The 20,322-nt window shown below is 71.7% G+C and carries 17 protein-coding genes; 10 read left to right on the forward strand and 7 right to left on the reverse strand.

Annotated elements, in window-relative coordinates:
- Positions 1 to 139 precede the first annotated feature (139 nt).
- From scy to ACZ561_RS32920, 4 genes are all read left to right on the forward strand, one after another.
- Positions 140 to 4,480, forward strand: coding sequence for a polarized growth protein Scy (gene scy, locus ACZ561_RS32905; protein ID WP_471002143.1), 4,341 nt, complete (start codon positions 140 to 142; stop codon positions 4,478 to 4,480).
- 114 nt (positions 4,481 to 4,594) lie between these two features.
- Complete coding sequence (locus tag ACZ561_RS32910; protein WP_329115809.1) at positions 4,595 to 5,533, forward strand: coiled-coil domain-containing protein; 939 nt, start codon at positions 4,595 to 4,597, stop codon at positions 5,531 to 5,533.
- Between the two features lie 100 nt (positions 5,534 to 5,633).
- Entirely contained in the window at positions 5,634 to 6,605 is a 972-nt protein-coding gene (locus ACZ561_RS32915) for an ATP-binding cassette domain-containing protein (protein ID WP_471002146.1), read from the forward strand.
- 3 nt (positions 6,606 to 6,608) lie between these two features.
- Positions 6,609 to 7,388: an ABC transporter permease gene (locus ACZ561_RS32920; RefSeq protein WP_471002149.1), complete on the forward strand. Its 780-nt coding sequence runs from the start codon at positions 6,609 to 6,611 to the stop codon at positions 7,386 to 7,388.
- 37 nt (positions 7,389 to 7,425) lie between these two features.
- Here the strand turns inward: ACZ561_RS32920 and ACZ561_RS32925 are convergent, their stop codons facing one another.
- Complete coding sequence (locus ACZ561_RS32925) at positions 7,426 to 8,370, reverse strand: hypothetical protein (protein ID WP_471002152.1); 945 nt, start codon at positions 8,368 to 8,370, stop codon at positions 7,426 to 7,428.
- Positions 8,371 to 8,592: 222 nt separating this feature from the next.
- Here ACZ561_RS32925 and ACZ561_RS32930 point away from each other — a divergent pair, with 222 nt between their 5' ends.
- The 3 genes from ACZ561_RS32930 to ACZ561_RS32940 all read left to right on the forward strand — a co-directional run bounded on the left by ACZ561_RS32930 (position 8,593) and on the right by ACZ561_RS32940 (position 11,489).
- On the forward strand, positions 8,593 to 9,471 hold the full coding sequence (locus ACZ561_RS32930; RefSeq protein ID WP_471002155.1) for a hypothetical protein: 879 nt from the start codon (positions 8,593 to 8,595) through the stop codon (positions 9,469 to 9,471).
- Positions 9,472 to 9,579: 108 nt separating this feature from the next.
- Complete coding sequence (locus tag ACZ561_RS32935) at positions 9,580 to 10,674, forward strand: ATP-binding cassette domain-containing protein (RefSeq protein WP_471002158.1); 1,095 nt, start codon at positions 9,580 to 9,582, stop codon at positions 10,672 to 10,674.
- The gene (locus ACZ561_RS32940; RefSeq protein ID WP_471002161.1) at positions 10,671 to 11,489 is read left to right on the forward strand and encodes an ABC-2 transporter permease; all 819 of its coding nucleotides are present in this window, start codon (positions 10,671 to 10,673) and stop codon (positions 11,487 to 11,489) included. Before ACZ561_RS32935 ends, ACZ561_RS32940 begins: the two co-directional genes overlap by 4 nt.
- Before the next feature lie 10 nt (positions 11,490 to 11,499).
- Here the strand turns inward: ACZ561_RS32940 and ACZ561_RS32945 are convergent, their stop codons facing one another.
- Positions 11,500 to 11,826: an ATP/GTP-binding protein gene (locus tag ACZ561_RS32945; protein WP_471002164.1), complete on the reverse strand. Its 327-nt coding sequence runs from the start codon at positions 11,824 to 11,826 to the stop codon at positions 11,500 to 11,502.
- A 205-nt stretch (positions 11,827 to 12,031) separates the two neighbouring features.
- Between ACZ561_RS32945 and ACZ561_RS32950 the strand changes: the two genes are divergently transcribed.
- Positions 12,032 to 13,066 carry an LLM class flavin-dependent oxidoreductase gene (locus ACZ561_RS32950; protein WP_471002167.1) on the forward strand — a complete coding sequence of 345 codons (1,035 nt, stop codon included), beginning with the start codon at positions 12,032 to 12,034 and terminating at the stop codon, positions 13,064 to 13,066.
- Positions 13,067 to 13,155: 89 nt separating this feature from the next.
- Here ACZ561_RS32950 and ACZ561_RS32955 read toward each other — a convergent pair whose 3' ends face one another.
- A complete protein-coding gene (locus tag ACZ561_RS32955; protein ID WP_017236120.1) occupies positions 13,156 to 13,548 on the reverse strand; it encodes an SCO5389 family protein in 393 nt (130 codons plus the stop codon).
- Positions 13,549 to 13,777: 229 nt separating this feature from the next.
- Here ACZ561_RS32955 and nucS point away from each other — a divergent pair, with 229 nt between their 5' ends.
- Positions 13,778 to 14,449 carry an endonuclease NucS gene (gene nucS / locus ACZ561_RS32960; RefSeq protein WP_329115828.1) on the forward strand — a complete coding sequence of 224 codons (672 nt, stop codon included), beginning with the start codon at positions 13,778 to 13,780 and terminating at the stop codon, positions 14,447 to 14,449.
- Positions 14,450 to 14,522: 73 nt separating this feature from the next.
- Here the strand turns inward: nucS and ACZ561_RS32965 are convergent, their stop codons facing one another.
- From ACZ561_RS32965 to ACZ561_RS32980, 4 genes are all read right to left on the reverse strand, one after another.
- Positions 14,523 to 17,096: a P-loop NTPase family protein gene (locus ACZ561_RS32965; RefSeq protein ID WP_471002172.1), complete on the reverse strand. Its 2,574-nt coding sequence runs from the start codon at positions 17,094 to 17,096 to the stop codon at positions 14,523 to 14,525.
- Between the two features lie 284 nt (positions 17,097 to 17,380).
- A complete protein-coding gene (locus ACZ561_RS32970) occupies positions 17,381 to 17,704 on the reverse strand; it encodes an STAS domain-containing protein (protein WP_024761898.1) in 324 nt (107 codons plus the stop codon).
- A gap of 127 nt (positions 17,705 to 17,831) precedes the next feature.
- Positions 17,832 to 18,680, reverse strand: a complete 849-nt coding sequence (locus ACZ561_RS32975; RefSeq protein WP_384521828.1) for a 3-hydroxyacyl-CoA dehydrogenase family protein — start codon at positions 18,678 to 18,680, stop codon at positions 17,832 to 17,834.
- 154 nt (positions 18,681 to 18,834) lie between these two features.
- Positions 18,835 to 19,470, reverse strand: a complete 636-nt coding sequence (locus ACZ561_RS32980; protein WP_471002176.1) for a TetR/AcrR family transcriptional regulator — start codon at positions 19,468 to 19,470, stop codon at positions 18,835 to 18,837.
- Positions 19,471 to 19,541: 71 nt separating this feature from the next.
- On the opposite strand from ACZ561_RS32980, the gene ACZ561_RS32985 reads away from it, so the two are divergent.
- On the forward strand, positions 19,542 to 20,315 hold the full coding sequence (locus ACZ561_RS32985) for an ABC transporter ATP-binding protein (RefSeq protein ID WP_471002179.1): 774 nt from the start codon (positions 19,542 to 19,544) through the stop codon (positions 20,313 to 20,315).
- Positions 20,316 to 20,322 lie beyond the last annotated feature (7 nt).

A 20,322-nucleotide genomic window follows, 5' to 3' on the forward strand; every position in this document is an offset into this window, starting at 1 on the left:
CGGGCCGGGGTCGGTCGGTGCCGCATGCCATGCGGCGTCGAAGTCGGGGTATCCGATCTGCCACGATTCCCGGGGGGCCGTTCTCCGGGGAACGGTGCTCGTTGGAGTGTTGCGACCAGGGGACGGATGGGACCGCGCAGTGCGGGGCTACGAACACCAGGAGAGCCACCGAGCTGAAGACGACCATCTTTCGCGGTTCGAAGCCGAGATGGACCGGCTGAAGACCGAGCGGGAGAAGGCCGTCCAGCACGCCGAGGACCTCGGTTACCAGGTCGAGGTCTTGCGTGCCAAGCTCCACGAGGCGCGCCGGACCATCGCATCCCGCCCCGCGTTCGACAGCGCGGACATCGGCTACCAGGCCGAGCAGCTCCTGCGGAACGCGCAGATCCAGGCCGACCAGCTGCGCCAGGACGCCGAGCGCGAGCTGCGCGAGGCCCGCGCCCAGACCCAGCGCATCCTGCAGGAGCACGCCGAGCACCAGGCCCGGCTCCAGGCCGAGCTGCACGCCGAGGCCGTCCAGCGCAGGCAGCGCCTCGACCAGGAGCTGTCGGAGCGCCGCCAGACCGTCGAGGCGCACGTCAACGAGAACGTCGCCTGGGCCGAGCAGCTGCGGGCCCGTACGGAGTCCCAGGCCCGCCGCCTGATGGAGGAGTCCCGCGCCGAAGCCGAGCAGTCGCTCGCCGGCGCACGCGCCGAGGCCACCCGGCTCGCCGAGGAGACCCGGCAGCGGGTCGGCTCGGAGGCGGAGGCCGCCCGTGCCGAGGCCGAAGCGATTCTGCTGCGCGCCCGCAAGGACGCCGAGCGGCTCCTGAACGCCGCGTCCACGCAGGCGCAGGAGGCCACCAGCCACGCCGAACAGCTGCGTTCCTCCACCACCGTCGAGACCGAGCAGGCCCGTCAGCAGGCCACCGAGCTGTCCCGCGCCGCCGAGCAGCGGCTGCAGGAGGCCGAGGACCGACTGCGCGAGGCCCGGGCGGAGGCCGAGAAGGCGCTGTCCGAGGCCAAGGAGGCGGCCGCCAAGCAGCTGTCGTCCGCAGAGTCCGTCAACGAGCAGCGCACCCGTACCGCGAAGGCGGAGATCGCCCGGCTCGTCGGCGAGGCGACCAAGGAGGCCGAGACCCTCAAGGCCGAGGCCGAGGAGAAGCTCCGCGAGGCGACCGCCGAGGCGGAGAAGCTGGTCTCCGAGGCCTCCGACAAGGCCCGCACGGTCGCGGCCGAGGACTCCGCCGCCGCCCTGGCCAAGGCGGCCAGGACCGCCGAGGAGGTCCTCACCAAGGCGTCCGAGGACGCCCAGGCGACCACCCGCAAGGCCTCGGAGGAGGCCGACCGCATCCGCCGCGAGGCCGAGGCGGAGGCCGACCGGCTGCGCAACCAGGCCGAGGAGCAGGCCGACGAGGTGCTCGGCTCGGCGAAGGACGACACCAAGGAGTACCGCGCCAGGACGGTCGAGCTGCAGGAGGATGCGCGCCGGCTGCGCGGCGAGGCCGAGCAGCTGCGGGCCGAGGCGATCGCCGAGGGCGAGAAGATCCGCGGCGAGGCCCGGCGCGAGGCCGTCCAGCAGATCGAGGAGGCGGCCAGGACCGCCGAGGAGCTGCTGACCAAGGCCCGTACCGACGCCGACGAGCTGCGCGCGAGCGCGGGCGCCGAGGGCGATCGGGTCCGCTCGGAGGCGATGGAGCGCGCCCAGACGCTGCGCACCCAGGCCGAGGAGACGCTGGAGCGCACCCGCGCCGAGGCCGAGCGGATGCGTACGGAGGCCGAGGAGCAGGCCGAGTCGGTCAAGGAGGCCGCCGAGCGGGACGCGGCCACGCTGCGCGAGGACGCCGAGCGGGCGGCCGAGGCCCGGCACGCGGAGGCCGCCGACGAGCTCACCCGGCTGCACACCGAGGCCGAGACGCGGGTCGAGACCGCCGAGCAGGCGCTGACCGACGCCCGCGCCGAGAGCGAACGGCTCCGGCGCGAGGCCGCGGAGGAGACCGAGCGGCTCCGCACGGAGGCCGCGGAGCGTATCCGTACGCTCCAGGCGCAGGCCGAGCAGGAGGCCGAGCGGCTGCGCACGGAGGCCGCGTCGGACGCGTCCACGTCGCGCGCCGAGGCCGAGGCCGCGGCCGTACGACTGCGGACGGAGGCCTCGACGGAGGCCGAGCGGCTGAAGTCGGAGGCTCAGGAGACCGCCGACCGGGTACGGGCCGAGGCCGGGGCCGCCGCCGAGCGGGTCGCCACCGAGGCCGCCGAGGCGCTGGCCGCGGCGCAGGAGGAGGCCAACCGGCGCCGTCGGGAGGCCGAGGAGACGCTGGAGTCGGCCCGTTCCGAGGCCGACCGCGAGCGTCAGCACGCCCGCGAGCAGTCCGAGGATCTCCTCGCCTCCGCCCGCAAGCGGGTGGAGGAGGCCCAGACCGAGGCCCACCGCCTGGTAGAGGAGGCGGACCGGCGGGCCACGGAGACGGTGTCCGCGGCCTCGCGAGCCGCGCAGGAGGTCCGCGATTCGGTCGCGGGTCTGCGCGAGCAGGCCGAGGAGGAGATCACCGGTCTGCGCAGCGCCGCCGAGCACGCGGCGGAGCGCACCAGGACCGAGGCGCAGGAGGAGGCGGACCGGGTCCGCGCCGACGCGTACGAGGAGCGGGAGCGGGCCACCGAGGACGCCAACCGCGTCCGTACGCGCGCCCAGGAGGAGTCCGAGGCCGCGAATGCGCTGGCCGAGCGGACGGTCGCGGACGCGATCGCCGAGTCGGAGAAGCTGCGCGCGGACACCGCCGAGTACGCGCAGCGGGTACGGACCGAGGCGTCGGACGCGCTGGGCGCCGCCGAGCAGGACGCGGCCCGCACCCGGGCGGACGCCCGCGAGGACGCCAACCGCATCCGCTCCGAGGCGGCGACGGAGGCCGACCGGCTCACGGCCGAGGCCGAGGAGCTGGTCACGCTTGCCCGCACGGAGGGCGAGCAGATCCTCGACGAGGCCCGCAAGGCCGCCGACAAGCGGCGTACGGACGCCGCCGAGCAGGCGGACACTCTCGTCACGGAAGCCACGAGCGAGGCCGAGCGGCTCACGACCGAGGCGGCCGAACTGCGCGCCGAGGCGGAGCAGCTCAAGACGGACGGCGAGGCGCACGCACAGGCGCTGCGGGTCGCCGCCCTCGCCGACGGCGACCAGGTCCTCGACGAGGCCCGCAAGGCCGCCGACAAGCGGCGTACGGACGCCGCCGAGCAGGCGGACTCCCTCATCGCGGAGGCCACGAGCGAGGCCGAGCGGATCACCTCCGAGGCCGCCGAGCTCCTGGAGTCGACCGAGCAGGACGCGCTGCGGCTGCGGACCGAGGCCGAGCAAGTCAAGGAGGACGGTGAGGCGCAGGCCGAGGCGTTGCGGGCGGCCGCGCGGGCGGACGGCGAGCAGGTCCTCGACGAGGCCCGCAAGGCCGCCGACAAGCGGCGCGCGGACGCGGCCGAGCAGGCGGACTCCCTCATCGCGGAGGCCACGAGCGAGGCCGAGCGGATCACCTCCGAGGCCGGCGACGAGGCGGAGCGGCTGCGGGCCGAGGCCGCCGACAACGTGGGGCAGGCGCAGCAGGCCGTCGAGCGGATCCGCGCCGAGGGCGAGCGGCTGCGCGCGGAGGCCGAGGCGGCGGCGGAGCAGATGCGTTCCGAGGCGCGGGCCGAGGCCGACCGTACGCTGGACGAGGCGCGCGAGGCCGGTGCCAAGCGCCGCTCGGACGCGGCCGAGCAGGCCGACCAGCTGATGGCGAAGGCTCAGGAGGAGGCGCTGCGCGCCACCACCGAGGCGGAGTCGCAGGCGGACACGATGGTCGGCGCGGCCCGTCAGGAGGCCGAGCGGATCGTGGCCGAGGCGACCGTCGAGGGCAACTCTCTGGTGGAGAAGGCGCGTACGGACGCGGACGAGCTCCTGGTGGGCGCCCGCAGTGACGCGACGGCCATAAGGGAGCGGGCCGAGGAGCTGCGCGGCCGGATCGAGGGCGAGATCGAGGAGCTGCACGAGCGGGCGCGGCGTGAGACGGCCGAGCAGATGAAGACGGCGGGGGAGCGCGTCGACAAGCTGGTGAAGGCCGCCACCGAGCAGCAGGCCGAGGCCGAGGAGAAGTCCAAGGAGATGCTCTCCGAGGCGAGTTCGGAGGCCAGCAAGGTCCGGATCGCGGCCGTACGGAAGGCTGAGGCGCTGCTCAAGGAGGCCGAGCAGAAGAAGGCCTCGCTGGTCGGCGAGGCGGAACGGATCAAGGCGGAGGCCGAGACCGAGGCCGAGCAGATGATCTCCGAGGGCAAGCGGGACCTGGATGTGCTCGTGCGCCGTCGCGAGGACATCAATGCCGAGATCTCCCGTGTCCAGGACGTCCTCGAAGCGTTGGAGTCTTTCGAGACACCGGCCAACGGAGCGAAGTCCGAGGGTGCGAAGTCCGCCGGGGCGAGGGATGTCAAGGCGGGTGCGTCGGCGGGGGCAACACGTTCGAGTGGCAAGTCCTCCGACGGCTAGCCACTCAAAAGGCTGGACATTCTCCATATCAAACGGGCATCCGCTCGATGACACGCCGCTTCGGCCCCTAGGATTCCCCCTAACACCTCACCGGTCTCATTCGACAGGAACCCCATGAGCGACACTTCCTCCCCCTTCGGCTTCGAGCTCGTGCGGCGTGGTTACGACCGCGGTCAGGTGGACGACCGCATTACCAAGCTCGTCGCCGACCGTGACAGTGCTCTGGCCCGAATCACCTCTCTGGAAAAGCGCATCGAGGAGCTCCACCTCGAGACCCAGAACGCCCAGGCCCAGGTCACCGACGCGGAGCCGTCGTACGCCGGCCTCGGTGCTCGCGTCGAGAAGATCCTCCGCCTCGCCGAGGAGGAGGCGAAGGACCTGCGCGAGGAGGCCCGTCGCGCCGCCGAGCAGCACCGCGAGCTGGCCGAGTCGGCCGCCCAGCAGGTGCGCAACGACGCCGAGTCCTTCGCCGCGGAGCGCAAGACGAAGGCCGAGGACGAGGGCGTTCGGATCGTCGAGAAGGCGCAGGGTGAGGCCAACTCGCTGCGTGCCGAGGCGCAGAAGGACGCGCAGTCCAAGCGCGAGGAGGCGGACGCGCTCTTCGAGGAGACCCGCGCCAAGGCCGCCCAGGCCGCCGCGGACTTCGAGACCAACCTGGCCAAGCGCCGCGAGCAGTCGGAGCGCGACCTGGCCTCGCGTCAGGCCAAGGCCGAGAAGCGCCTCGCCGAGATCGAGCACCGCGCCGAGCAGCTCCGCCTGGAGGCCGAGAAGCTGCGCACGGACGCGGAGCGCCGGGCCCGCCAGACGGTGGAGACCGCGCAGCGCCAGGCCGAGGACATCGTGGCCGACGCGAACGCCAAGGCCGACCGGATCCGCTCGGAATCGGAGCGCGAGCTGGCGGCGCTGACGAACCGCCGCGACTCCATCAACGCCCAGCTGACCAACGTCCGCGAGATGCTGGCGACGCTGACCGGTGCCGCCGTGGCGGCCGCCGGCTCCCCGATCGACGACGAGCCGGCCACCCGCGGCGTCCCGGCGCAGCAGACCCGGTGAGCACCGCGTCCACGCCGTCCCGGTAACCGGAACGCGAACGACCGCAAAACCCTCCGCCATTCCAGTGGCGGAGGGTTTTGCGCACCCGTAGCGTGGTCGCATGATCGAGCTCGAGGCCCTGACGAAACGGTTCGGAACGAAGACGGCCGTCGACCATCTCTCCTTCCAGGTCCGGCCCGGCGTGGTCACCGGCTTCCTCGGGCCCAACGGCGCGGGCAAGTCGACGACCATGCGCATGATGCTCGATCTGGACAACCCGACCAGCGGTACGGTCCGGATCGACGGCAAGCACTACCGCGAGCTCCAGGAGCCGTTGAAGTACATCGGGGCGCTGCTCGACGCCAAGGCGATGCACGGCGGCCGGTCCGCGTACAACAACCTGCTCTGTCTCGCGCAGTCCAACCGCATCCCGGCGAGCCGGGTCGGCGAGGTCCTCGATCTGGTCGGTCTGACGGCGGTCGCGCGCAAGAAGTCGAAGGGCTTCTCGCTCGGCATGGGACAGCGGCTGGGAATCGCGTCGGCGCTGCTCGGTGATCCCGAGATCCTGATGTTCGACGAACCCGTCAATGGTCTGGACCCTGAGGGAATTCACTGGATCCGCAATCTGATGAAGGCGCTCGCGGCCGAGGGGCGGACGATCTTCGTTTCCAGCCATCTGATGAGTGAAATGGCCCTGACGGCCGATCATCTGATCGTGATCGGCCAGGGAAAACTGCTGGCCGACACCTCGATGGCGGATTTCATCCACCAGAATTCGCGGAGCTATGTACGGCTGCGCTCGCCGCAGCAGGAGCGGCTGCGGGACCTCCTGCACGCCAATGGCTTCACCCCCGTCGAAGCGGGCAACGGGACGCTGGAGGTGGACGGGGCCACCACCGAGAAGCTCGGTGAACTGGCCGCCGAGAACCAGCTGGTGCTGCACGAGCTGAGCTCCCAGCGCGCCTCCCTGGAGGAGGCGTTCATGCAGATGACGGCCGGCGCGGTGGAGTACCACGCGCACGGCACGGACGTACACGGCGCGGACGCGCCCGCCGCCGGCCCCCGCTGGGGCGAGAACACCAAGGGAGCCTGAACGATGGCAGCGGTATCCGCGGTCCTCCAGTCGGAGTGGACCAAGATCCGGACGGTCTCCTCGACGGTCTGGACCCTGGCGAGCGCGCTCCTGGTGACGGTGGCGATGAGCGCCGCGCTCTGCGCCCTGCTGAAGTCGACCTTCTCGGATCTCTCCGAGGCCGAGCAGGCGACCTTCGACCCGACCTTCGTCAGCTTCTCCGGGATGGTGCTCGGCCAGCTGGCGATGGTGGTCTTCGGCGTCCTCGTGGTCGGCACCGAGTACAGCTCGGGCATGATCCGTACGTCCCTGGCGGCGGTGCCTCAGCGGGCCACCTTCATCTTCAGCAAGATCGCGGTGGCCGGGGTGCTCGCCCTGGTGGTGGGCCTCGCGACCAGCTTCCTGTCGTTCTTCCTGGGCCAGGCCCTGCTGGGTGAGCACCGCACCTCCCTGGGCGCGGACAACGTGCTGCGGGCGGTCGTGGGCGGCGGCCTCTACATGGGCCTGATCGCGCTCTTCTCGATGGGTGTGGCGACGATGCTGCGCTCCTCGATGCTCTCGCTCGGCATCCTGGTGCCGTTCTTCTTCCTGGTCTCGCAGATCCTCTCCGCAGTGCCGAAGGCCAAGGAGGTGGCGCTCTACTTCCCCGACCAGGCCGGCTCCAAGATCATGCAGGTCGTCCCGGACGCCATGAACACGGAGGAGGCTCCGTACGGCCCCTGGGGCGGGCTCGGCATCATGCTGATCTGGGTGGCGGTCGCGCTGCTCGGCGGCTACCTGGTCCTGAAGAAGCGGGACGCGTGAACCCGTAGGTCCCTCGCCCCGGCCGTCTCCGGCGCCCTCAGCCCGTCGCGGTGGGGTCCCGGGGGGCCGGGAGGACGCCCGGCGGCCGGCCCTCGTCGGCGAGGACCTCGTCGAACTCCGGCCAGCCCCGCCAGTCCCACACATCGACGGCCGTGTCCGGGTGGAGCGGCACGAAGCGGCCGCGCTCGAAGTCGTCGCCGTCCAGGTCGAACCACCGTTCGTCGACGACCTCGGTGCCGAGGCCGACGGTCCGCGCGGTCAGCCGGACCAGCAGCTTCACGCCCACCGAGTCCGAGAGGTCCTTGCCCTGGATCTCGCGGAAGGGGAGCGTGTCCGCGGGTGCGTCCAGCGGGATCCACACGGTGAAGGGCGCCCCGCGCTCCACCGCAAGCCAGGCGCGCTCGTCGGCCGGCTCGCCCTTCTCGTCGAGGACCTTGAGCCACTTCTTGTAGATGACGAGGCTGCCGTCGTGGGGTGACGTCTCCAGGTAGCGAAGGTGCACCCGGGCGCGCAGGTCGACCACCGAGAGGTTGTCGAGGTAGTTGTAGAAGCGCACCGCGATGATGCCGTCCTCGCTGTCCGCGTGGGCCCGCGCGTATCCGGGGAAGTCGGCCGCCCAGGCGTGGGAGATGCTGGCTCGCTTCCGCCAGATGAAGGGCCGCAGCGCGAAGAGCTTGATCAGCACGATGCCGAGCACGACGGCGGGCGCCAGCGCGCCGGTCACGGAGGCGACGGAGGCCAGCAGCTGATGGGCCAGGTTCTGGTCCTGCGGGCTGAGGTTGTCCGTGCCGACGCAGGCCCGCAGCGCTTCGAGCGCGGTGCTCACCAGCCCCTCGACGTCACCGAACCGGTCGGCCAGCGAGGTCGGCGACGACTCCGTGAGGGTCCAGACGGCCGCGATGACGACGGCGAGCGCCATCAGCGCGCCGAGCGTCATGGCCATCAGGACGTGGACCGAACGCCCGGCGATCCACCATCGCACGGACGTGCGACGTCTGGGATGGGCACGACGCCCCCGCCCCATCCAACTCCTCGTCACCATCAACTCCACTTCCCCCCAAGTGAATTGACGCAGCGTTCTCATTCTGCCCGAGCGGAGGCGTGTCCGGTATACGCGACGACCCACGTCCCGTACGCTCTCCGGGAGCAGATCCGGCACGGCCGGTGCACCGCCCCGCCTGCACAACCTCGAAGGGCTCATGTGATGGACCGCAGCCTGGCAGCCCTCGGCCTGGACGACGTGGCCGTCGAGCGTCCCCTGATCTATCCCGGACGCCCGGTGACGGAGCCTTCGCTCCTCCTCGACGACGAGCTGCTGCCGCTGGACGTCCGGGCGACGCGCCTGGGCGACTGGACGGTCGATCAGGGCGGACGGCTCGACGAGGTCCTGACGATGCACGGGCAGGAGCCCGTCGGGCGTCGTCATCCGGTGATCGCCGTCGGCTCCAACGCCTCACCCGGCCAGGTGCGCCACAAGCTGCGCCGGCTGAACCTGCCGGTGTCCGTCCCCATGGTCCCGGTGCGGGTCAGCGGGATCGGAGTCGGCTGCTCCGGCCACATCAGTCCCGCGGGGTACGTGGCGGGCACCCCGTTCGTCGATCACACCGCCCACGCCACGCTGGTCGTCACCTGGCTCGACGCGCGCCAGCTCAAGGCGGTCGACGACACCGAGTTCCCGGACTACCGGCGCGCGATCCTGCCGGGTGACCTCTTCGACATGACGATGCCGTCCCGAGAGCGCCTGAGCGGGGCGTACATCTACTTCAGCGCGCACGGCGTGCTGGCCCCCGACGGGACGCGTCCGCTGCCGGGCGGCGGCGACCAGGCGACCCTCCTCGGCGGGCTGCTCACCGGCTCGTCCCGGCTCCGGGAGCTGCTGGGTCCGGACGCCGGCTCCTGGGTCGGCCGGGCAGGCCAGGACCCGGGCACACGCGCGGGTGGCACGAAGATCTTCGGCGAGGAGGGCTGGGTCCTTCCGCAGACCGACTTCCTCCCCTATCTCGACGAGTCCGCCGAGCTGCTGCCGTACGACGACCTGCCTCCGCTCGCGGGCTCCCTGCCGAACCGAACCGGTAACGGCTGATCGGACTTCGCCGGAACCGTCAATGGCTCGATAAGCTCCTAGCTCATACGGGGGGCTACGCCAGTCGGGAGCCCCGACGACGACCTGACCTGTCGATGGGGCTGGAGAATGATCGAGGCAGTCGGCCTGACGAAGCGCTACGGCGCCAAGACGGCCGTGTACAACCTTTCCTTCCATGTGCGGCCGGGGACCGTCACCGGCTTCCTGGGACCCAACGGCTCCGGCAAGTCCACGACCATGCGCATGATCCTCGGGCTCGACCAGCCCACGTCCGGGCATGTCACGATCGGCGGTCATCCGTTCCGGCAGCTGCCGAACGCGCCCCGCCAGGTCGGTGCGCTGCTGGACGCCAAGGCGGTGCACGGCGGACGCAGCGCCCGCAGCCATCTGCTCTCACTCGCCCAGCTCGCCGGCATCCCGGCGCAGCGGGTCGACGAGGTTCTCGGGGTCGTCGGCCTCCAGGACGTCGCCAAGCGCCGCTCCAAGGGCTTCTCGCTCGGCATGGGGCAGCGGCTCGGGATCGCGGCCGCGCTGCTCGGCGACCCGCAGGTGCTGCTCTTCGACGAGCCCGTCAACGGACTCGACCCCGAGGGCATCCTCTGGGTCCGCAACCTCATGAAGAAGCTCGCTTCCGAGGGGCGGACGGTCTTCGTCTCCAGCCACCTCATGAGCGAGATGGCACTGACGGCCGACCATCTGATCGTGATCGGCCGCGGCCAGCTGATGGCCGACATGAGCGTCAAGGACTTCATCTCGGCGAACTCGGCGGACTTCGCCCGCGTGCGGACCCCGCAGACGGAGCCGCAGCAGCGGGAGAAGCTGACGGCCGCGCTGACCGAGGCCGGCGGCCAGGTGATGTCCGAGCCGGACGGCGCGCTGCGCGTGACCGGTCTGCCGCTGCCCCGGATCAGCGATCTGGCGCACGGCGCGGACGTACGGCTCTGGGAGCTGTCCCCGCACCAGGCCTCGCTGGAGGAGGCGTACATGCGGCTGACGCAGGGCGCCGTGGACTACCGCTCCACCGAGGACCAGCTGGCCCACCTCCAGCAGCCCCAGCCGCACGGACACGGGTACGCCGTGCCGCCGCAGCCGGTGGTCCAGGACGTGCCGCAGCAGGGCTGGTACGCCCCGCCGCCGCCCGGACAGAACCCCTACGCCACCCCGCAGAGCGAGCCCGGCAAGAACGACGAGGACGCCCGATGACCGCCCCCGCCCCCTACTCGTACGTCTCCCCCATCCCCGTGCGCAAGGCGCACCTGGGTGACGCGATCGCTTCGGAGTGGACCAAGATCCGTTCCCTGCGCTCCACCATGTGGACGCTGGGGGTGATGGTGCTGCTGATGCTGGGCATCGGTCTCGGCGTCGCCGCGATCGTGGCGGCGTCGGACGTGCCGACCGAGAGCGAGTCGGCGCTCGGCCTCGGCTTCTTCGGCGTGCTGCTCGGCTCGATCTGCGTGATCACGCTGGGAGTGCTGACCATCGCCTCCGAGTACGGCACGGGCATGATCCGCACCACGCTCACCGCCTGCCCGAGCCGCGCCCGGGTGCTGACGGCGAAGGCGATCGTCTTCTTCGCGCTCGTCTTCACGATCACCACGGTCACGGCGGGCATCGTCGCCATGGCGCAGGTGGCGATGGTGGACCAGGCCCTGGAGCCCACCTCCGGGGAGTGGCTGCGGGCCACGATCGGCGTCGGCCTGTTCATGGCCGAGCTCGGACTGCTGGCGCTCTCGATCGGCGCGATCATCCGGCACTCGGCGGGCGCGATCACCATCATGATCGGCGTACTGCTGCTGCCGCTGGTCGCCGCCATGTTCATGTTCTCGGAGTCGCTGGCCAAGGTGCAGGACTGGCTGCTCGACTACGCGATCCCGAGCCAGCTCATCGCCCTGTACGCGGGCAAGGCGGCCATGAGCGAGTCCGGGCCCGCGGGCTGGGACCCGGTGTGGATCCTGCTGGTCATCACGGCCGCGACGATGGGCGGCGCGTACGCCCTGCTGAACAGTCGGGACGTCTGACCGAGAGCCCCTAGTACCTCGGCGCGTTACGGGACCGCTGCACCCTGGAGGTGCGGCGGTCCTTCGCGTTCCAGCAGGCCTTGTGCCAGTGCCTGCGGTCGTCCACTCCCCCGTACTCCGGCCATGCCACCACGTGCGGCGCGCCGCCGGGGATCTCCTGGTCGCAGCCGGGGCAGCGGTAGCGCTTCCCGGGCGAGCTGGCGCCGGCGACATGGCGGACGTACCACTCCTCGCCCTGCCAGGTCTCGCTGCGCTGCGATCCCCCGTACCGGTCGCCCGACTCAGCCTGAGGTTCGGGCTTCTCGCCGCCACTGGGACGGTTGCGACGCGGGGACACGTAATCACCTCACGGGGCCGGGGGCAGGAACACGGACGGTTCTCTCCAGCCTACGGGCCGCGACACGGTGGCCCGGTCCACCCTCCAGGCCGAATCAGCGGAAAATCGCAAGAACTTCATGCAAGGCCGTTGCCTTTGGCACGTGTCAGACGTTGTTGCCAGTACGAGGGGGAGAACCGCGTCGGCCGCAAGGAGGCAGAAGGCGATGCGCGTGGGTACGTTTGTTCTGGCCGCCCAGTTCCCGGGTCAGGGCCAGGGCGAGGCGCTGCACCGGGCGGTGCGGACCGCCGAGGTGGCCGAGGAGGCGGGGCTCGACTCCGTCTGGCTCGCCGAGCACCATTTCGTTCCGTACGGAGTATGTCCGTCGGCCGTGACCCTGGCGGCGCTGCTGCTGGGCCGCACACGCCGCCTCCGGGTCGGCACGGCGGTCAGCGTGCTGCCGACCGCCCATCCGGTGGCGCTGGGCGAGCAGGCCGCGTTGCTCCATCTGACGTCCGGCGGCCGTTTCACGCTCGGGGTGGGCAGAGGCGGGCCATGGGTCGATCTGGAGGTGTTCGGAGCCGGTCTGCCGGCGTACGAGCAGGGCTTCCCCGAATCGCTCGACCTGCTGCTGCGCTGGCTCTCCGAGCCCCGGGTCTCGGCCGAGGGAGAACGATTCACCTTCCGCGAGGTGGCCGTCGTGCCACGCCCCGGCGAGCTCATCGGCGGAGACGCGGCGCCCGAGGTCGTCGTCGCCTGCACCTCCCCCAAGAGCGTCAAGCTGGCCGCCGAGCGCGGTCTGCCGATGCTGCTCGGGATGCACTGCGGGGACGAGGACAAGGCCGAGATGGTGGCCGCCTGGGCGCGGTGCGCGCGGGAGGCCGGGCGCACACCCGACGAGATCGCGCGGATCGGCGCCGGGCATGTCTCGGCGGGCGTCGCCCAGCTCGCCGACCGCGGGGCGGACGCGGCCGAGGCCCTGGTGAAGGCGATGCCGGGCTGGCTGAAGCAGGGCCTCGACGCCCATGTGACGGTGGACGGCCGGCACCGCGCGATGCGGGACCCCGTCGCGTACACGGAGCTGCTGTGCGGGCTGCACCCGGTGGGTACGCCCCGGCGCGCGGCGGACCGGCTCGCGGCGACCTCGGAGCGTACGGGCATCACGCGCTTCGCACTGCTCGCCGAGGGCACGGGCGATCTCGCGGCCACCGAGGAGAACGTACGGCGGCTGGGGGCCGAGGTGCTCCCCCTGCTGGTCTGAGTTCATGGGTGGTTCGGGTGTGATGCCGCCGCTCCGGCACCTCTCGCATGGTTCGCGTCTCCCGCGATGCGGAGCGGCAGCACCGTGTGTCAGCAGTCGCGCAGTTCCGGCGACTGGTTGAGCAGCTGACCCCGTACGGAGGTGAAGCGGGCGAGCCGCTCGTCCACCGCGGGGTCCAGCGGGAACACCGCCACGCGGTGGCAGTTCTGGAAGGCCAGACGCACCCCGAAGTGCCGTTGCAGCGCACCACGGATCGCATCACTCGCGAGTGCACGCAACAGCTGACCACGTGCCTGCTCGTTCGGCGGCGGCGTCTGGTTGTCGGCGAACTCTCCACCGTCCACCTTCAGCTGAGCCACCAGAGAACTGATCATCTCCCATGCGTAGGGCAGGGAGGTCCGGACGCAGTCGACGAAGTCGGCTTCGTCGACCTCGCCTCGCTCGGCCTGTTCCAACAGCGCCGGTGAGACGTCGAGCGACATGGGTTCTCCTCTCGCGACCCCGACGGGCGGGGTCTTACGGGCAGGGATGAAGGGCCCCCCGCACGACACGCTGCGTGCACGGACGGCGACCTCCTGCTTCCACGGTAAGCGCGTCCTTCGGAGCGCACCAGGAGATTGGGAACACAACCGGCCAATAACCGACGGAGGTTGGGCGGGCGTTAAGAGCCGAATCGCGCGGAAGAGCGTGCGTCTTGTAGCGTTGCCGACCATGCGTCTCGTCATCGCCCGTTGTTCCGTGGACTACGCGGGCCGGCTCACCGCCCACCTGCCCTCCGCCCCCCGTCTGATCCTGGTCAAGGCAGACGGCAGCGTCTCCATCCACGCGGACGACCGGGCGTACAAACCGCTCAACTGGATGTCCCCGCCGTGCACCCTCAAGGAGGGTGTCGACGGTGAGGCCGGCATCTGGACCGTGGTGAACAAAGCGGGCGAGAAACTGATCATCACGATGGAGGAGATCCTGCACGACTCCTCGCACGAGCTCGGGGTGGACCCTGGTCTCATCAAGGACGGCGTGGAAGCGCACCTCCAGGAGCTGCTCGCCGACCGGATCGAGACCCTCGGCGAGGGCCACACGCTGATCCGCCGCGAGTACCCGACGGCGATCGGCCCGGTGGACATCCTGTGCCGGGACGCCGACGGGGCGACGGTCGCGGTGGAGATCAAGCGGCGCGGCGAGATCGACGGCGTGGAGCAGCTGACCCGCTACCTCGAACTGCTGAACCGCGATCCGCACCTCGCCCCGGTGAAGGGCGTCTTCGCGGCGCAGGAGATCAAGCCGCAGGCGCGCGTGCTGGCCACGGACCGGGGCATCGACTGCGTGGTGCTCGACTACGACGCGATGCGGGGCATCGAGGACGACAAGCTGAGGCTGTTCTAGTACGAACGCGTTGTGGATGTACGTCAACGGCCCCGGGTGCGGTGAACGCACCCGGGGCCGTTGTCGTCGCCGGTCAGGCGGGGGTGCCTTCGGTGGTGGCGGCTCCGGTGCTGGGCCCACCGCTGAGTGTGGCCGAGGCGGAGTTCGAGGGGTCCTGCGTCGTCGCCGAGGGCGTGGGGGTCGGTGAGGTCGACGTCGAAGGAGTCCCGGTGGGGCTCTGCGACGGTGTCCCTGACGGCGACTTGGTGGGCGTCGGCTTCGTCGGCTGAGTCGGCGTCGGTCGTGTGCCCGGAGTCGTCGTCGACGGCGCCCCCGTCGTCGTGGCCGCCGGGCTCGTCGAGCCGTCCGGGGACGACGGGGTGCCCGAGGTGCCGGACGTGCCCGGGGTCGTCGCCGAGCCCGAGGGGCCCGGGGAGCTCGGGGTGTCCGAGGGGTCGCCGGTCGCGTCGTCGGTCGGCTCGTCCGCTTCCAGGCCGTCGTCGCCGCCGTCCTCGCTGGCCGTCCGGTCGGAGGTGACGCGGTTGGAGCCCGGGTCCTCGGCGTTGCCGGAGGTGGCCCCGATCGTCACCACGGTGCCGAGCACGGCGGCCAGGAGCGCTCCCGTACCGACCGCGACGAGATTGCGGCGGGCCCCGGCGATGATGCCGAAGCGGCCGGCCTTCGTACCGCCGGGCTTCGTACCGCCGCCGGGCGGGGTGTCGGAACGGGTGATGAGGGTCGGGCCCTCGTCGGCGAAGTCCGGGAACGCCGGGATCGGCGCGGTCCTGGGTGCGGCTGCCCGGAGGGGGACGATGGGCTTCGGGATGCCGCGGGGCGGGGAGGCGGACTCCTCGTACCGGGCGGCGGGCAGTTCGTCACCCGCAGGGGTGCGGTCACCGCCGAGGGGGCCGCCGGCGCGGTCGGCGACCAGGGCGAGGGCCCGGCGGCCGGCGACGGTGCCGCGCTTGTCGGCGAGGACCCCACGCATCCCGATGGACGCCTCGAGTTCGGCGCGGGCCCGCTCCAGGTTGCCGGAGCAGAGCGCGAGAACGCCCAACTCATGGTGGAAGTACGCCTCTTCGGCCACCTCACCGGCGATCCGGGCGCCCTCCAGGCCGCTGCGCAGGGCACGCTCCCAGGCGCCCCAGTGGAGTCCGGCTGCGAAGGCCGGTGCGGCGCTGCGGGCGAGCTGCGCGGCGGTGGCGGGGTGGTCGGGGTTCGTGCCGGGTCGCAGCGCGGTCAGGGCGGCGAGAAGGGCCTCGGACTCGGCGACGGCGCGGGCGGGGGTCACGGAGGGGTGTCCGGCCCACCAGGCGTAGTGCTGGGCGACGGTGTGGGCCCGGGCGGCGGTCTCCTCCTCGGTCCCTGCGTACCCCTGGGCGCGGAGCTGGGTGAGGACTCCGGCGGCGAGGCGGTAGCGGGAGCCGACCGGGGTGAGCAGGCCGCAGGTCATGAGCTCGCCGAGGGCGGCGTCCGCGTGTGTGTCGCCGACGAGGGCGGGGAGGTGGGCCTGGTGCGGCACCTCGCCGCCGAGAGCGACGGCGAACCGCAGGGTCTCCTGGGCGGAGCGGCTGAGCCGGGAGGCGAGCAGGGCGGCGGGGGCCGCGCCCTCGCCGAGGCTGGGCAGGGGTATGTCGCGCAGCTCGATGTCGGTGGCGTCCACGGGGGCCGCGTCGGTGGGTCCGAACGCTTCGTCAAGGGCGCCGAAGGCGTCGAACTCCGAGGGGGCGTCCTCCTGCGCTCCGAAGGCGTCGAACTCGGCGGGGGTGACCCGGAGCCGGTCGCGCTGCCGGAGCAGGGCGCCGGCCTGGACGAACCGCAGCGGCAGGCCCTCGGACTCGAACCAGAGGTCGCCCGCCCAGTTGGCCTCGTCGTCGGTGAGCGGCCGGTCGACGGCGCTCTCCAGAAGTTCGAGGGCGGTGGCCCGCCCGAGGCCGGTGAGGGAGACCTCTTCGACATGGGCGTCGGGCGAGGGCGCCGGGATGTCGGGGGTGGCCGCGAGCAGGAACGCGCACTCGGGGGCGGCGGTGAGGAGCTCGTCGAGGGTGGTGCCGCCGAACTCGAGGTCGTCGACGACGACGACGGCGCCGATGTCGTGGACCCCTTCGAGCAGGGCGGGGCGGTCGGGCCGGTGGTCCGGGGCGTGCTGGACGATGGCGAAGAGTTCGTACAGCAGCTCGGTGGGGGTCCGGTGGTGGCCGGAGAGCCGGACGACTCCGTCGGGCGCGAGGTCGGCGCAGTCCGCGGCGGCGGCGTCGAGCAGGACGGTGCGTCCGGAGCCTGCGGGGCCGGTGAGGCGGACGGAGCGGCCGCGGGAGAGGAGCTGGACGAGCCGCTCGTGCTCCTCCTGTCTTTCGAGGAGAGGCAGTCGCGGGGCGGCGGGGCCCGGCGGTACGGGCGGGGCGACCGCGCGGGCGGCCTCGACGCGCTCCTGGGCGGTACGGCGGCGGGGCGGCGCGGGCTGCTCCCCCGGCGGGCACGCCTCGATCTCGCTGCCGTCGACGGGGTTGACGGTGAGCAGCAGGTCGCCCGAGACGACCCGGGCGGTGCGGACCCGGGCGGGAGCGGACGGGCCGCGCTCGGGCAGGAGACCGCCACGGGTGTCGCGGGCGTCGTCGCCCTCGTGGTCGAAGCCGTACTCTTCCGGCTCCCGGTTCATCGGGTCCATGGTTCAAGCCCCCCAAAAGCGGTGCGTGCGGAAGCCCCTCCGGCCGATCTGCACGCTCGCTGTCGCTTCTGGTCCGGTGCCCGCCGGGTGGGTCCGTCAATGGGCAGGCGACCGAACCCTAGACGTTCTTCGAGTATCCGGGAACAGGTGGGGTGCCACCCCGCCCAAGACGTCACGGTCCGCTAAGGATTCACCCGGGACGCCGGTTTCTCACATCAGCTTCACAGGCGGTACGGCGTCGATTCATGCCATGGTCCGCCCCGCCCCACTGCCGGGGGCGAGGATCAGACGCGGGGCAGGGACTCCGCCGCGAGCCCGCCCTCGATGGCGAGGATCCGGTGCAGCCGGGTCGCCACGAGCAGGCGCTGCATCTGCGGGGGGACCCCGCGCAGCACCAGCCGACGGCCGCAGCGGCCGGCCCTGCGGTGTGCGCCCATGATGACCCCGAGCCCGGTGGCGTCCCAGGAGTCGAGACCGGTCAGGTCGAGCACCAGGTCGCCGACTCCGTCGTCGACGGCCGAGTGCAGGACCGTACGGGCGTCCGCCGCGCTGCGCACGTCGAGGCGGCCCCCGACGACCAGCTCGACGTGGTCGCCCCTGATGTGCATATGCGCTCCCCGGGAGTGCTCCGTCTTTTCATCAACTGACTGCCGTCGGCGCAGAAGCGTTGCGCCTTGTAAGCGAACTGATACCGAATTCACCCTGTCGAGTGATGGCCCAAACGGCCGTCGGAACTCAGTGCTTGTAGAACCCCTGCCCGCTCTTGCGGCCGATGTCACCCGCGTCCACCATCCGGCGCATCAGCTCCGGCGGTGCGAACTTCTCGTCCTGGGTCTCGGTGTAGATGTTGCTCGTGGCGTTCACCAGGATGTCGATGCCGGTCAGATCGGCGGTGGCGAGCGGCCCCATGGCGTGACCGAAGCCGAGCTTGCACGCGATGTCGATGTCCTCGGCGGTGGCGACCCCCGACTCCTGGAGCTTCGCGGCCTCGACGACCAGCGCCGAGATGAGGCGGGTGGTGACGAAGCCGGCGACATCGCGGTTGACCACGATGCAGGTCTTGCCGACGGACTCGGCGAACTCCCGCGCGGTGGCGAGGGTGGCGTCGCTGGTCTTGTAGCCGCGGACGAGCTCGCAGAGCTGCATCATCGGGACCGGCGAGAAGAAGTGGGTGCCGACGACGGCCTCGGGGCGCTCCGTCACCGCGGCGATCTTGGTGATCGGGATGGCGGAGGTGTTGGAGGCGAGAACGGCCCCGTCCTTGACGGTCTTGTCGAGGGCGCGGAAGATCTCGTGCTTCACCTCCAGCTTCTCGAAGACGGCCTCGACGACGATGTCGGCGTCGGCGACCGCGTCGAGTTCGGTGGTGGCGGTGATCCGGCCGAGGGCGGCCTCGGCGTCGGCGGCGTCGAGCTTGCCCTTCGCGACGAAGCGGTCGTACGACGCCTTGATGCCGTCGGTGCCGCGGGTCAGCGCGGCGTCGGTGACGTCACGCAGAACGACGTCCCACCCCGCCTGGGCCGAGACCTGCGCGATTCCGGACCCCATGAGTCCGGCTCCGATGACGGCGAGCTTCCTGGCCACGGTCTTCCACCCCTTAACACCTGTTCACTTCTCCGACTCTCCGGCGGAGATTAGCGGGAGTGAGGCTTCATGTGACCGCTAAGTAATGCGCGTCACGCCCGGTTTGACGGACGTCACACTCACGACAGGCCCCGACCGGGTGACCGGACGCCCCCTAGCCGCGGACCGCGTATGTCAGGACCCGCTCGCTCAGCAGCTCCTCGATCTCGTCGAGGAGGACGAGGGTCTCGCGGGAGACGGTGGTGGCCTTGCGGCCGGCGGTCATCTCACGGGTGATGTAGCCGACGGCGGTGTTCTCGATCCAGGCGATCTGTCCGCCGACGAGTAGCGGCAGCGGGTCGCCCTCGGCCGCCCCGGTCTCCTCGCGCAGGGTGGCGACGACCGCGTCGTGGACCTGCTGCTGGAGGTAGAAGAGCCGGGCCTTGAGCGTGGGGGCGTGCTCGATGACGTTCATGAAGGCGTCGAAGCCGTCCATGAGTCCGTACGCGGGCGAGACGGCGCCGATCTGCCCGCGCATCTCGCGCAGCACGGCATGGGCGGCGGACTCCCCGCGGTCGCGGCCCCGGATCATCCGCGAGAGGCGGAGGGTGACGCCCTCCATCCGGTCGAGGAACAGGTCCTCCTTGGCCGGGAAGTAGTTGTAGACCGTGTTGACGGAGACGTCCGCGGCGTCCGCGATCTCGGCGATGGTCACGGTCACGAAGCCGTGCTCCAGGAAGAGCCCGGTCGCGATGTCCGAGATCCGCTGCTTCGTCTCGCGCTTCTTGCGCTCCCTGAGCCCCTCAGCCATGCCCCCATCCTAGGGCCGCTGAAAACTTGGTGTCGTTGCAAAATTTCAGAGACTCTGTTTTTGTAGTCGCTATGCCAATCATCAGTACGGCCGGGCTCGCCCGGACCTTCGAGACGAAACTCGGCCCCGTGGAGGCCGTGCGCGGGATCGACCTGACCGTGCGGCCGGGCGAGATCCTCGGCCTCCTCGGGCCCAACGGCGCCGGCAAGACCACCACCCTGCGGATGCTCACCACGCTGCTCCCGCCCACCGGCGGCGCGGCCACCGTCGCCGGCCACGACCTGCTCGCCGACCCCGCCGGCGTACGACAGCGGATCGGGTACGTCGCCCAGTCCGGCGGGGTCGACCCGCAGGAGACCGTGCGCTCCGAACTCGTCACCCAGGGACGGCTCTACCGCCTCTCCAAGGCCGACGCGACGGCCCGCGCCGAGGAGCTGGCCGGCGAGCTGGGCCTCACCGACCTCCTGGACCGCTCCACCGCGGCGCTCTCCGGCGGCCAGCGGCGGCGTCTCGACATCGCGATGGGCCTCACCCACCGGCCCGATGTGCTCTTCCTCGACGAGCCGACGACCGGTCTCGACCCGGGGAGCCGTGCCGACCTGTGGGCGCTGGTGCGCAGGCTGCGCGACGACTTCGGCACGACCGTCGTCCTCACCACCCACTACCTCGACGAGGCCGACGCACTCGCGGACCGGCTGGTGATCGTGGACAAGGGCGTCGTCGTCGCCGAGGGCAGCCCGGCCGCCCTCAAGGCGGAGCACAGCGTCACCACCCTCCAGGACGCCTTCCTCGCCATCACCGGGCGCGGCCCGGCCCCCGCCGACCTCTCCCCCGTCGCCGTTTAGGACTCGC

The organism is Streptomyces sp. NPDC039609 (genome assembly GCF_055596705.1).

Bases quoted from the DNA above. Each gene is read 5' to 3' on its own strand.
- ACZ561_RS32910 (WP_329115809.1), top strand. From the start codon at position 4,595: ATGAGCGACACTTCCTCCCCCTTCGGCTTCGAGCTCGTGCGGCGTGGT.
- ACZ561_RS32915 (WP_471002146.1), top strand. From the start codon at position 5,634: ATGATCGAGCTCGAGGCCCTGACGAAACGGTTCGGAACGAAGACGGCC.
- ACZ561_RS32920 (WP_471002149.1), top strand. From the start codon at position 6,609: ATGGCAGCGGTATCCGCGGTCCTCCAGTCGGAGTGGACCAAGATCCGG.
- ACZ561_RS32930 (WP_471002155.1), top strand. From the start codon at position 8,593: ATGGACCGCAGCCTGGCAGCCCTCGGCCTGGACGACGTGGCCGTCGAG.
- ACZ561_RS32935 (WP_471002158.1), top strand. From the start codon at position 9,580: ATGATCGAGGCAGTCGGCCTGACGAAGCGCTACGGCGCCAAGACGGCC.
- ACZ561_RS32940 (WP_471002161.1), top strand. From the start codon at position 10,671: ATGACCGCCCCCGCCCCCTACTCGTACGTCTCCCCCATCCCCGTGCGC.
- ACZ561_RS32950 (WP_471002167.1), top strand. From the start codon at position 12,032: ATGCGCGTGGGTACGTTTGTTCTGGCCGCCCAGTTCCCGGGTCAGGGC.
- ACZ561_RS32955 (WP_017236120.1), bottom strand. From the start codon at position 13,548: ATGTCGCTCGACGTCTCACCGGCGCTGTTGGAACAGGCCGAGCGAGGC.
- nucS (WP_329115828.1), top strand. From the start codon at position 13,778: ATGCGTCTCGTCATCGCCCGTTGTTCCGTGGACTACGCGGGCCGGCTC.
- ACZ561_RS32965 (WP_471002172.1), bottom strand. From the start codon at position 17,096: ATGGACCCGATGAACCGGGAGCCGGAAGAGTACGGCTTCGACCACGAG.
- ACZ561_RS32970 (WP_024761898.1), bottom strand. From the start codon at position 17,704: ATGCACATCAGGGGCGACCACGTCGAGCTGGTCGTCGGGGGCCGCCTC.
- ACZ561_RS32980 (WP_471002176.1), bottom strand. From the start codon at position 19,470: ATGGCTGAGGGGCTCAGGGAGCGCAAGAAGCGCGAGACGAAGCAGCGG.
- ACZ561_RS32985 (WP_471002179.1), top strand. From the start codon at position 19,542: ATGCCAATCATCAGTACGGCCGGGCTCGCCCGGACCTTCGAGACGAAA.